This window comes from Allobosea sp. CRIB-10, from assembly GCF_900112185.1.
In the GTDB taxonomy this organism is placed as follows: domain Bacteria; phylum Pseudomonadota; class Alphaproteobacteria; order Rhizobiales; family Beijerinckiaceae; genus Allobosea.
In genome coordinates, this window is the sequence record NZ_FOKP01000023.1 from 24,950 (window position 1) to 37,226 (window position 12,277).

At 67.2% G+C, this 12,277-nt stretch carries 9 protein-coding genes; 6 read left to right on the forward strand and 3 right to left on the reverse strand.

What is annotated here, in order from left to right; translation table 11 throughout:
* Nucleotides 1-3: 3 nt before the first annotated feature.
* The 5 genes from BMZ69_RS23540 to BMZ69_RS23560 all read left to right on the forward strand — a co-directional run bounded on the left by BMZ69_RS23540 (nucleotide 4) and on the right by BMZ69_RS23560 (nucleotide 6,113).
* Nucleotides 4-1,143, forward strand: coding sequence for an ABC transporter permease (locus BMZ69_RS23540; RefSeq protein WP_092161418.1), 1,140 nt, complete (start codon nucleotides 4-6; stop codon nucleotides 1,141-1,143).
* A complete protein-coding gene (locus tag BMZ69_RS23545; protein WP_244543501.1) occupies nucleotides 1,121-2,197 on the forward strand; it encodes an ABC transporter ATP-binding protein in 1,077 nt (358 codons plus the stop codon). Before BMZ69_RS23540 ends, BMZ69_RS23545 begins: the two co-directional genes overlap by 23 nt.
* Nucleotides 2,190-3,254 carry an ABC transporter ATP-binding protein gene (locus BMZ69_RS23550; RefSeq protein WP_092161422.1) on the forward strand — a complete coding sequence of 355 codons (1,065 nt, stop codon included), beginning with the start codon at nucleotides 2,190-2,192 and terminating at the stop codon, nucleotides 3,252-3,254. The genes BMZ69_RS23545 and BMZ69_RS23550 overlap by 8 nt, the downstream gene beginning before the upstream one ends.
* The gene (locus BMZ69_RS23555; protein WP_092161424.1) at nucleotides 3,247-4,080 is read left to right on the forward strand and encodes a 5-deoxy-glucuronate isomerase; all 834 of its coding nucleotides are present in this window, start codon (nucleotides 3,247-3,249) and stop codon (nucleotides 4,078-4,080) included. Before BMZ69_RS23550 ends, BMZ69_RS23555 begins: the two co-directional genes overlap by 8 nt.
* Nucleotides 4,081-4,274: 194 nt before the next feature.
* Nucleotides 4,275-6,113, forward strand: coding sequence for a GH39 family glycosyl hydrolase (locus tag BMZ69_RS23560; RefSeq protein ID WP_092161426.1), 1,839 nt, complete (start codon nucleotides 4,275-4,277; stop codon nucleotides 6,111-6,113).
* A gap of 42 nt (nucleotides 6,114-6,155) precedes the next feature.
* Here BMZ69_RS23560 and BMZ69_RS23565 read toward each other — a convergent pair whose 3' ends face one another.
* The 3 genes from BMZ69_RS23565 to BMZ69_RS23575 are packed head-to-tail and all read right to left on the reverse strand — an operon-like array spanning nucleotide 6,156 to nucleotide 10,737.
* Entirely contained in the window at nucleotides 6,156-8,198 is a 2,043-nt protein-coding gene (locus tag BMZ69_RS23565) for a hypothetical protein (protein WP_092161428.1), read from the reverse strand.
* Between the two features lie 10 nt (nucleotides 8,199-8,208).
* Complete coding sequence (locus BMZ69_RS23570) at nucleotides 8,209-9,600, reverse strand: hypothetical protein (RefSeq protein ID WP_092161430.1); 1,392 nt, start codon at nucleotides 9,598-9,600, stop codon at nucleotides 8,209-8,211.
* A 3-nt stretch (nucleotides 9,601-9,603) separates the two neighbouring features.
* The gene (locus tag BMZ69_RS23575) at nucleotides 9,604-10,737 is read right to left on the reverse strand and encodes a trypsin-like serine peptidase (protein ID WP_175506941.1); all 1,134 of its coding nucleotides are present in this window, start codon (nucleotides 10,735-10,737) and stop codon (nucleotides 9,604-9,606) included.
* Nucleotides 10,738-10,807: 70 nt separating this feature from the next.
* Between BMZ69_RS23575 and BMZ69_RS31910 the strand changes: the two genes are divergently transcribed.
* A complete protein-coding gene (locus BMZ69_RS31910) occupies nucleotides 10,808-12,247 on the forward strand; it encodes a glycoside hydrolase family 19 protein (RefSeq protein WP_210188080.1) in 1,440 nt (479 codons plus the stop codon).
* The last annotated feature ends 30 nt before the right edge of the window (nucleotides 12,248-12,277 follow it).

Genomic DNA, 12,277 nt, shown 5'->3' on the forward strand with positions numbered 1-12,277 from the left:
GGGATGAGTGACATCGCTGCCCCCACCGCACCCGAGACCGTCGCCCCGGCGGTGCGCCGCTTCGCCGAGGCCGGCCAATGGGCGCTGATCTTCCGCCGCTTCCGCCGGCACAGGCTGGCCTATGCCAGCCTCTTCGTCGTGCTCGGCATCTATCTCGTCGCGCTGCTCGCCGAGTTCGTCGCGCCCTTCTCGCCCGACAGCTACAATGCCCGCTTCACCTACGGCCCGCCGCAGACGCTGAGATTCTTCGGCACGGACGCCGCCGGCGACACCCATTTCATGTATGTCAACGGCTACCGGATGAGCTTCGACCCCGTGGCGCTGAAGCGGACCTTCGTCGTCGACGAAAAATCGGTCCACCCCGTCGTTTTCTTCGCCAAGGGCGAGCCTTACAAGCTCCTCGGGCTGATCCCGTGGGACCGCCATCTGATCGGCCCGGCCGACCCGTCGCAGCCGATGTATCTCTGGGGCGCCGACCGGCTCGGCCGCGACGTGCTCTCGCGCACCATCCACGGCGCCCGCATCTCGATGTCGATCGGCCTGGTCGGGGTCGCAGTCAGCCTCTTCCTCGGCCTGCTGCTCGGCGGCATCTCCGGCTATTACGGCGGCTGGATCGACGAGGTCGTGCAGCGCTGCATCGACTTCCTGAAATCGATCCCGACCATCCCGCTCTGGATGGGGCTCGCCGCCGCGGTGCCGGCCAATCTCGACCCGCTGCTGGTCTATCTCTGGATCACCATCATCCTCTCGCTGATCGGCTGGACCGATCTGGCGCGCGTCGTGCGCGGCCGCTTCCTCTCGCTGCGGACCGAAGATTTCGTACTGGCGGCGCGGCTCGACGGCTGCTCGCGCCAGCGCGTGATCTGGCGGCACATGGTGCCCTCCTTCACCAGCCACATCGTCGCCTCGGTGACGCTGGCGATCCCGAGCATGATCCTGGCCGAGACCGCCCTCTCCTTCCTCGGCATCGGCCTGAAGGAGCCGGTGGTGAGCTGGGGCGTGCTGCTCAAGGACGCGCAGAGCATCCTGGCGCTGACCACGGCGCCCTGGCTGCTCGCCCCCGGCGTCGCGGTGGTCGTCGCCGTGCTCGCCCTCAACTTCCTCGGCGACGGAATTCGCGATGCGGCCGATCCCTATGCCTGAGCCGATGCCCTTCGGCGGAACGGCGGCGGCGCCCTCGCCGCTCGTCGCGGTCAGCGACCTCAAGGTCCAGATCGGCACCGATGATGGGCTGGTGCGCGCTGTCGACGGCGTCACCTTCGACGTGCCGCGCGGGCGCACGCTCTGCATCGTCGGCGAATCCGGCTCGGGCAAGAGCGTCACCGGCCGGGCGCTGATGAACCTGCTGCCGCCGAGCGGACGCATCGCCGCCGGCAGCATCCTCTATGCCGGCCGCGACGGACAGGCGGTCGACGTCACCCAGCTCGACCCACGCGGCCGCCAGATCAGGGCCCTGCGCGGCAAGGAGATCTCGCTGATCTCGCAGGAGCCGATGGCGGCGCTCTCGCCGGTGCATACTATCGGCCAGCAGCTCGTCCCGGTGATCCGCCGGCATCTTAGCCTCTCGAAGAAGGCGGCGCAGGCCCGCGCCGTCGAGATGCTCGGCCGGGTCGGTATCCCCCGGCCGGCGGAACGATTGAACAACTACCCGTTCGAATTCTCCGGCGGCATGCGCCAGCGCGTCTGCATCGCGCTCGCTCTGTCCTGCCGGCCGCGCTTGCTGATCGCCGACGAGCCGACCACGGCGCTCGACGTCACCACCCAGGCGAACATCATCGACCTGCTGCAGGAATTGCAGCGCGAGGACGGGCTCTCGATCCTGTTCATCACCCATGATCTCGGCGTCGTCGCCGAGATCGCCGACGATGTCGCGGTGATGTATCTCGGCAAGATCGTCGAGCGCGGCACGGTCGACGAGATCTTCGCCGATCCGCGCCATCCCTATACCCGCGCCCTGCTGAAATCCGTGCCGCGGCTCGGCTCCGGTCGCGGATCGAGGCTCGCCGCCATTCGCGGCATGGTGCCCTCGCCTTTCGAGCGGCCGAAGGGTTGCGATTTCCACCCGCGCTGCGAGGCCGCCATCAAGGGCGTCTGCGACAGCATCGATCCCGGCACGATCACGATCGGCCTGCGCCGCGACGTCCGCTGCGTCCTCGCCCGCGAGCCGGCCGTGCTCGGAGGCGCCGCCCATGGCTGAGACCCCGGCCCTGCCCCCCGAAGTCCTGCTCGACGTGCGCGGGCTGACCAAGCTCTTCCCGCCGCGGCGCAGCCTGTTCCAGCGCAAGGCCGCCAATCCCGTGCGCGCCGTAGAGGACGTTTCCTTCGCGATCCGGCAGGGCGAGACGCTCGGGCTCGTCGGCGAATCCGGCTGCGGCAAGTCGACGGTGACGCGCCTTTTGCTCGGCATCCACCAGCCGACCGCCGGCACCATGCGCTATCGCCGCAAGGATGGTGGCAGCGTCGATCTCGACAGGCTCTCCGAGGATGAGCGGCTCGCCTATTGCACCGATTTGCGCATCGTCTTCCAGGACCCGCAATCCTCGCTCAATCCGCGCCTGCAGGTCCGCGACATCGTCGGCGAGGTGCTGAAGGTCAACAGACTGGTTCCGCCGGCTGAGATCGAGGCCAAGGTCCGCGACCTCCTCGCCAAGGTAGGCTTAAGGCCCGAATACGCCCGGCGCTATCCGCACGCCTTCTCCGGCGGCGAGCGCCAGCGTGTCGGCATCGCGCGGGCGCTCGCGACCCATCCGCGCCTCGTCGTGCTCGACGAGGCCGTCTCGGCGCTGGACGTCAGTGTCAGGGCGCAGACGCTCAACCTGCTGCGCGACCTGCAGGAGGAGTTCGGGCTGACCTATCTCTTCGTCAGCCATGATCTCAGCGTGATCGAGTACATCTGCGACCGCGTCGTCGTGATGTATGTCGGCCAGGTCGTCGAGATCGCGACCTCCGAGGCGCTCTTCGCCCGGCCGCTGCACCCTTACACCGAGGCGCTGCTCTCGGCCCTGCCGATCCCCGATCCCGCCCAGCGCCGGCAGGACCGCCGCATCCGCCTGCCGGGCGAGGTCGCCGATCCCGCCAACCGCCCTTCCGGCTGCGCCTTCCATCCGCGCTGCCGCTTCGCCAGCGAAGCCTGCCGCACCACGCCGCCACCGTTGCGCGATCTCGGCGGCCGCAGCGTCGCCTGCCACCACGCCGAGGCGCTCGCGCTCAAGGGTGTCGAGACCATCCAGACCGGACATCACGCCAATGCCTAAGCACATCCGCGCCCGCGACAACGCCAACCGCGCCATCGTCCATGACGACCCCGGCTTGCCGCTTGTCCATTTCAACCTGCTGCGCCTGCAACCCGGCGAGAGCGTGGAGCAGGCCTTGCCGGGACATGAGAGCGTCCTCGTCGTGCTCTCCGGCACGGTCGACATCTCCGTCGACGGCGAGCGCTTCGCCGCGGTCGGCAAGCGGGCCGACATCTGGTCGGGCGAGGCGGATTCGGTCTACGCTCCGCCGGGCGCGAAGGTCCGGCTGGAGAACGCGACCAGCCCCACCGAGATCGCCGTGGCCGGCGGGCTCTGCGACGACGCCGGGCTGAAGCCCTTCCGGATCACGCCGGAAGAGGTCGCGATGGTCGATGTCGGCTCGCCCGACAGCCATAGCCGCCGCCGCATCTTCCATATCCTCGGCCAGAACGGCCAGGGGCGCGCCGGCAACCTGCTGGTCAGCGAGCTCTATGCCGATCCCGGCTGCTGGTCCGGCTATCCCCCGCACAAGCACGACACCGATCGCACCGGCGAGACGGCCCATGACGAGCTCTATCATTACCGCTACCAGCCCGGCAGCGGCTTCGGCGCTCAGATCATCTATGCCGACGGCAAATCCGACTGCTTCATGGTCGAGAACGGCGACACCGTGCTGGTCGATCGCGGCTACCACCCGACCGTCACCTCGCCCGGCCACCGCGCTTATATCTTCACCATCCTGGTCGGGAAGACGCAGCGCGGACTGGTCCAGCATTTCGACGAGCGCCACGCCCATCTGATGACGGCGATTCCCGGCATCCAGTCGATGCGCGACAAGTTCAAGTGAGGGAGCCGCCATGACTCCCACCAGCCCTCATCCTGAGGAGCGAGCGTCAGCTCGCGTCTCGAAGGACGTTCCAAAGCATGCCGGATCACCCTTCGAGACGCGCCTATGGCGCTCCTCAGGATGAGGGCTGAGGTTTGGAATTTGGTCAAATTAGCCGGCAACAAATTTCTTCCGCGTCCAGCGAAGGACCCGCCATGTCCGAGACGACCCGTATCCGCATCGATCTCTCCGCGCCGACCACGCCCTTCCGGCGCTTCTGGCGCAGCACCGGCTTCTCGCCGGCCGAGCTCCTGCTGGAGCCGGAGATGCGGCAGACGCTGGCCTATGTCGGCGGCGTGCCCAATCGCGGCATCGAGTACATGCGCGTGCACTACATGCTCGACCTCGTCACCGCCTCTGGCTTCGGCGCATACGACTGGTCGCGGCTCGATGCGGCGATCGACGTGATGCTGGAGCACCGCATCCGGCCCTTCTTCGAGCTGATGGGCAACCCCTCCTACATCTACAGCGATTTCAACGACGTCGGCCAAGCGCATCATTGGCGCGACTTCATGAGCGAGATGGCTGAGCGCTACCGCTCCCGCTACGGCGCCGAGGAGCTGCGGGCCTGGTATTTCGAGACCTGGAACGAGCCGGACATCTGGTGGAAGCTCGGCGGCGAGACCGGCTTCAACAACTATTACGATGCCTGCTCGGAGGCGCTTAAGGCTGTCGATCCCCAGCTCAAGCTTGGCGGCCCCGGCGTCGCCCGGCGCATCCCGCCGATCTTCAAGAGCTTTCTCGCCCATTGCGACACCGGCACCAACCTGTTCACCGGCGAGACCGGCGTGCGGCTCGATTTCATCTCGGTGCACGAGAAGGGCGCCAAAAAGCACGCCGAGGATCTGACGCCGAACAGCCTGTCGATCATCCGGCACGAGATGATGGCGGTCGACTATATCCGCGAGCACCATCCGCGCTTCGCCGGCCTGCCCTTCGTCAACGACGAATGCGACCCGCAGATCGGCTGGCATCTCTACCATACCTGGCACGGCATGCCCTATTTCGCCGGGCTCGCCGCCAAGATCGTCGACCAGCACCAGCGCCTGATGATCGACAGTGAAGGCGTCGACTACGAGGTCCTCAGCAATGACAACGGCTTCGTCGGCCATTGGGGCCACCGCACGCACCTGACCTATTTCGGCAAGCGCCCGGTGCGCGCCGCCCAGGCCGAGCACAAGACCGACATCGCCGCGCTGGAGGCGCGAAGGGCGGAGCCGGAACCGTTCGATCTCGTCAAGAAGCCGGCGCTCAGCGTCATGGAGCTGCTCGGCCTGCTCAGCGAACGCCGCTTCGGGCTGAGCGAACAGGGCCTCGATCCCGACCGGACCGGCCTCGGCGCCATCGCGACCGCACTGGGAGGCGCCGAGCAGCCCGCCGGCGCCAGCGTCCTGCTCTACAACAGCGTCGACCGCATCTGGCAGTCGGGCGAGAGCACGGTCGCGCTCGACTTCTCCTGGCTGCAGCCCGGCGCCTACGCGCTCGCCACCTTCCGCATCGCCCATGGCAAGGGCGATCCCTTCACGGTCTGGGAAGACCTCGGCGCGCCCGATCTGCCGAATGCGGCCGAGCTTGCGGCGATGCGCCTGGCGCAAGAGCCGGCACTGACGGTCGAGCATCTCCAGATCGGCGGCGCCAGGGCGCAGCACGAATTCAAGCTCGACATGCCGCTGCCCTCGGTGGCACTCGTCGCATTGGTCCGACGGGACGATGCCACGCCTGCGCCCCCCGCCGCCCCCAGGATCAGCCGCTTCGGCGGCCTCAACGGCGAAAACCGCGTGCTGTTCTGGGAACCGGCGCCCTATGATGGCGTCCAGCTCTTCGACGTGCTCTGGAGCGCCGGGGACAGCGGCCCCTGGCAGGTGATCAACCCCGCCGGGCTGCTCTCCAGCGTCTATCTCGACACCAGCGCTGCGGCCGGCTTCTACCGCATCCGCGCCCGCGACCTCTTCGGCCGCGTCAGCGCCGCAAGCGCTTCCCTGGCGGCAGGCTGACCCGGCGCCGCAGCATCGGCCCGGCGCCTCCCGGCGCAGGGCTCACCGGCTGATCCAGACCTCGAGACGGCCGGGCTTGATCTCCGCCACGCGGAGGACCCTCAGCGCCGGGGACGCGCCGGCCCGGCGGGCGTCGGCGGCCAGGAGTTCCGCGGAGGCGGCATCTTTCGGATCGCCATAGCGAATCTGATTGATCCCAGCGGCATTCGCCGTGCGCTCCTCGCCGTCGATGCGCCAGCCCAGCGCCTTCAGGGCGCTGCTCACGGCCTGCGCCTGGGCCCGGACATAACCGGCGAACTGGAAATCGACGCGGTAGTCGGCGGCGACGGGCCAATCGATGCGTGCCTTCAACGTCTGCAGCGCGGTCGCGGCCGGCTGCGGTAGCGGCGCTTTACCCGCTTTCGCACTCTGTTCGAACAGTCCGACTGCAGCACGCGCCATGGCCCTGCCTGTCGGGCTGGCATCCCATCGCGCCTCGGGTATGGCGCTCAACACGGCGAGCGCCGCATCGCGCGAGGATGTGTCCGCCGGTGTCGCCGCCGGTGTCGCCGCCTGTCCGACCGCGAGCAGCGACGCAACCCGATCCACGCCGTAGACGAACGCTTCGTCCCTGAGCCCGGGCTCGCTGAGCACCGACGCCAACCTCTGCGCCGCGACCGCTCGTGCTGCGGGCTCCGACTCGCTGAGACGATCGGCTAGCCCGGCGATTTGCGTGTCTCGCCCCGGCCCCACCGGCCCGTCGCGCGCAGTATTCGGCTGCAAGGTGGCGATCACGGACTTCAGCACATCCGATTGGGAGGTCGCCGCCTTGGCCTTGCGGAACTCGTCGGCCGCGGCGTTTGCGCCAACGCGCCTGAGCTCGGTCTCCGCCTCGCCAAGCGCACGCTGGCGCTGGGCATCGGCCTCGGCAAGCGCCCCTTCCGCCTTGACCACTTCGTCGTACGCCCAGCGACGCTCGTCCTGCGCGACAGCTGCCTCGCGCTGCGCTTGGCGCGCGTTGAATGCCTGAAGCTCGGCCGCAGCCCTCGCTTCCACCGCCTCCGCACGCTCCTTCTCGGCTCGAATCGCTTGCTCTTGCGCGAAGGTGCGGGCCTTGTCCGCTTCCTCACGCGCCACATCGGCCCTCTTCTGCGCTGCGACCGCCGCAGCCTGCGCCGCGCTGGCTTCACGCCACTTCCAGACAGTCCCTATCAACGCCAGCGCCAGCAACGCTATGATCACATAAAGGTATTTCGACTTGAGCTGCGTCGTCTCGGCAGCATGACGCTTGCTGGCATCGAGGAAGTCAGCAATGTCCTTGTCGCGCACAATGGCCGGCTCTTCGCCATTGGCGCCGGCGCGCTTGCAAAGCTCGTCCGCCGCGCTCAGGGCGTCCCCTGAAAGCAGGTAACCGTCGAGCCGGTTGCGCCGCCACTGCCGGGCGATCGCCGAGATGCGGATGATCTCGCCGCGCGTCTTGTCGTCGACCACCAAGGGAGGGGGTGGTGCAGCCACCGGCTGATCCGATCGCCGATGCCGGATGATTGGCCCGGGGCGCTCGAAGCGGGTCCCCGCGCCCGCCGGCAACCTCGCGGTGAGGGGCCCGTATGTGCGCCCGGTGATGGTCGCCGCGGCCTCCTGCACCGCCCGCGGGAATCGCATCATGGTCTCCATCGCCGAAGCCGCGGCATTGGCGATGGTCCCGGTGCCCGCCCGCGCCGGCGGCGGCTCCGGCGGTCGCGCATCTGCCGGGAGAGGCGGCGGCCAAGTCTCCCCGAATCCCGCGAGATTTGGCACCGCGGCGAAGCCGAAGTTGCCGGTCGTCTCGTCCGCGGCCAGTTCCGATGCCCAGAAATCGAGGATCGCCTGAAGGGATCGTCGCTCCGTCGCGTCCGCGATCAGGGTTCCCGTCGCCTGGATACGCGCCACGAAATCGGCGATGTCGTCCACGCTTCGTTCCGTCCCGGCCTCGACCGGCGTCTCGGCGGTCTGCTCGATCGACGCGGGATGTTCACGGCCCCGCGCGCGCTCATGCCGGATGCGTTCAAGGCGCACCTTGTGCTCCGTCCGGAGGGCCTCCAGCGAGGCGAAGGCGATCTCAGCCATTGTGAAGCTCCTACAAAAGCGCGTCCACGGGCCCGCCCAGCCGCGCCACGGCCTTGCAATCGGCCATCAGGCGGCGATCGACTTGGTAGAAGCGGTTGATCACCGCGTTTCGGTATGAATAGAAGCGCTGCGCAAGCCAGAGGCGCGCCCTGGCGCGCTCTTCCTCGGCGGCTCCGACATTGAGAGCGTATTGGGCCCAGGCGTCGTCGAACAAATCCGATTTCTCCTGGATCTCTTTCGTCGACGGCTCCTCCGGTTCGGGTGCGATCAGACTCCTGACGATCCGCTTGAGACCGCCCCACAGGTTCATCAGCGTGACCGGGTTGAGGCCGGCTCCCGCCGCGATCTGGCGTTCAACGCTCTGCAACGTATGGTCGGCACGTTGCCAGATCGCGTGCTCCTTGACGCGCTCGGTCAGGCGAAGCCGCAATGCCTCCAGCTTGTCGGACGCGACGCCGAGTTGCGCGGCGGGGCCGCCTCCCACCGCCGCGGCCGCTCCGAAGGCATCGCGAAGAGCCGACAGGGGCAGGCTGCCCATCACCTGGATGATCTGATGATTGAGCTGCTGCGGCCGCTCGTGGACGACGCGGTCCACCATCGCCAGCCCGATGCCGACGCTGCCATTGTCTCTGTTCTCCAGGCCTTGCCTGATCTGTTCGCGCGCATCCCTGATGTCGGCGACCCAGTAGGACTGGCCGCTCTGTTCATCCGCGGAGAGGCTGCTCATCGCATCGCTTATGCGCTGCAGCAGATCATCGAGCATCTCGACGAATTCGTCGAGCATGATGCGGCTCTCCGGGTCCGTATCCGCCGTCGCCGCCGCAGCGTCTAGGTCGGAGAACAGTCGCTTCTGCTCGCGATGCAGACAATCGTGCAGAGCCTTGTAAGCGAGCAGCCGCGTCGCCGCGGACGAGAAGCCTGCATACGCATTACTGTAGGTCGCGAGCGCCTCGCGCAGGGCCGGCGCTCCGGGGAGCTGCTGCAGCACCGCCGCGAGCGCTTGTGCGATGGCTCCGGCTTGCGCATCGACATTGGCGTCGGTGATCGTCACCTTTGGCGCGATCCTCAGGATCATCCCTCTCAGCGGCTCGACGCAACGCTTGTCCCGATAGATGATGGCCAGGAACGGCCCCACGAGATCCGGGTCCGTTTGAATTTTATTGAGAACCTCGAATGCGATCTCGGCCGCTGAAATCCTGGGCGAGGCCCATTCGGCAATTTTGCGGACGCCATACAGCTTCTGCAGCATCACATCGAGGTCATTGAAGTCGTAGATATAGCCGATCTGCTTCGCCAGGGTGCCGGCTTCGTCTGCTGGAATGACCACGCCGTCGAGCGGCAGAACTGCACGTGGCGGCTCGCCGGCCGGCGGAAGCGGCGGATCTGGAACGCCGTCCCCCATGCCTCACGCTCCCAGCAAGATCGCCCCCGGCGAGGTCGTGCAGATATGCGTCCGCACGAGATGCGCCGGGATGCCCTGATTATAGGTCGGATACGGCGTGCGAAAACCGGTGTCGCCGAAATGATGCAGCGCCAGCAGGCTCCAGTCCATCGCGAAACAGGGCGAGCCCGAGGAGCCCTCGTCGGTGCTGGTGCGATAGCGCAGGCGAAAACCGCTGGGATCGGGCCCCATCACGCTGTCGAGGTCCATCGCCAGTTTCATCGGACCACCCTTGGGATGCTGGACGATCAGGATCGGCGCGTCGTCGCCGAGCTCCGGCTTCTCTGTCGGCAGCGAGACCGAGCCGCGCGCCTGCGCAGCGAAGCCTTCGGGCAGCCGCAGGAGACAATAGTCGAGCTGGTCGGCCTTGGGCGGTGGAGCGTCCGGCGTGGCTGTCCGTTCCGCCGGTGCATAGGGGCTCGATGCGACGATCGCTTCGGCGACGACCTCGACCCCCGCCGGCACGGAACGGTCGGAGAGCATGTTGTAGTCGAAGCGGCAGGTGAACGAACCCGCGGCCGGGTCTGCGCTGCCCGGCGCCGCCTCGATCACATGCCAGTTCGTCAGCACGACGTGTGGCCCGACGAGGAAGCCGGTGCCGCGCGCCTCGCCGCCATACTCGATCACGCAGACCTGGCGCTCGATCGCCAGCAGGCGGCGGATCCAAAGGCCGAGATCGACCATGCCGCGCGGCCTGACATAGGTCTGAAGGCCTGGCGCAAACGGGTTGTCAGGTGCATCTCGTAACGCCTCGCCGCCACGCTGTACATGGAGGCCTCCACCCGTGAGCAGCCGATCGGCCTTCGGCGCCAATGACAGGATGTACTGGCGCAGGCTAGTGTTGTGCTTCTTCTCGGCATAGACCCAAGCCAGGAAGCGATCCGTGGTACGATCGGCTTCCAGACGCTCGATTGTCTCGAATATCTGCTTGTATAGTGGAAGCTGATTACTCGTATAATGCTTGTATACCTGATCCCCTGTAGCTGCATATGTGAGCGTCTGGAAGTCGATATCGGTAAGGCCGCTCGTGAGCCTCCGCGTCAGTTCTTTCACCTGCGCGCCACTCAGCAACGGCATACCCGCTTCCACGGCTGCCATGGCACCACTCCTAAAGATGTCTCTATTGACTTGCACAAGCTTAGAGAGCATGCAAGCATAAGTCGATATTATGAAAAAAGGTCGCTCGCAAGTCATCGCGGCGCGGCTTCCGTTGAGTTGTGACAATAATCGCAAAACTGCATACACGTACGCGCTGCGCAGACTGTTCGCCCCTCGTCTTCAGGAGGAACGGATGCCCGGATCGGATGCCATCGAGCTCGTCACCGCGGCGCGCCTGAAAATGGTCTGTCCTGCGGCCGCATCCGATATCCTCGAAACAATCCTGACCGAAGCACCGCAGGAGTTCCCGAAGGCCGGGCTCGACACGCCTGTCCGGATCGCCCATTTCATCGCGCAGATCGCCGCCGAGACATATGGCCTCGGCCGCCTCGACGAGAACCTGCACTACACCACGGCCGCACAGCTCATGAAGGTGTTCGGCAAGACGCATTTTCCGGACGCCGCCTTCGCTGCGCGATATCTCAGGAGCCCGCAGAAGCTCGCCAACTACGTCTATGCCGGCCGCAACGGCAATGCGAACCCTGACGACGGCTGGGTTTACCGGGGCAGCGGCCTGATCCAGCTCACCGGACGCGGCAACTTCCGGACATCCGGCAACCTCTTGGGCATGCCGTTGGAGGACGCTCCAGAGCTGTGCCGTACCGCCGACAGCGCGCTCGCCATCGCATTGGCTTACTGGCGGCTGAACAAGATCAGCGACGTCGCGACGGGTATCGCCGAGAAGGACATCGTGGCGGTGACGAAGCGGATCAATCCCGCTTTGCAGGGCCTCGACGACCGGCGCACCTACTTCAAGCGCGCGCTCAAGGCTTTCGTGCCGCCGAAGCCGCGCACCGAGGCCGTCCGCAAGCGGGCCATAGCCCTCGAAGCCTTGCTGGCGCGCCCCCAGAAGCGCGGCGGCGCGGCGCGCGGCCTCGAAGGGACGCCTGCGCCGCCAGCGAGTCTGTCGGGCGCGCATTGGGTGTCGTTCTTTCCGACGAGCCGCGCGCTCGATGACCTCGCGCAGCCATTTCGCGACCGCGCGACGGCCTTCGTCGGGGCCCTACGGGACGCGGGCGCCAGCGTCACGATATCCGCCACCCTGCGCCCCCCTGAGCGGGCCTATCTGATGCACTTCGCCTGGCGGATCGCCAAACAGGGGCTCGACGCGACGACCATACCGGCAATGTCGGGCGTCCCGATCGTCTGGGCTCACCCGACGCCGGCGAAGTCCCTCGCCGCCGCCCGCGCGATGGTCGCGGCCTACGGCATCTCGCCCGGGCTTCGCGAGCCGCCATCGCTCAACTCGCGCCATACCGACGGGCTGGCCGTCGACATGACGCTGAGCTGGACGGGCGCGCTGACCATCCGCCGCAGCGATGGCGCGACCGAGGCCATCACCACCAGCCCGCGCAATGGTTCGAACTCGCGCTTGATCGCGATCGGCCAGGGATACCGCGTCATCAAACTGCTCAGCGACCCGCCACACTGGTCGAGCGATGGACACTGAGGTCGCGCCAGTTACAGCAGAAGGGAGGTT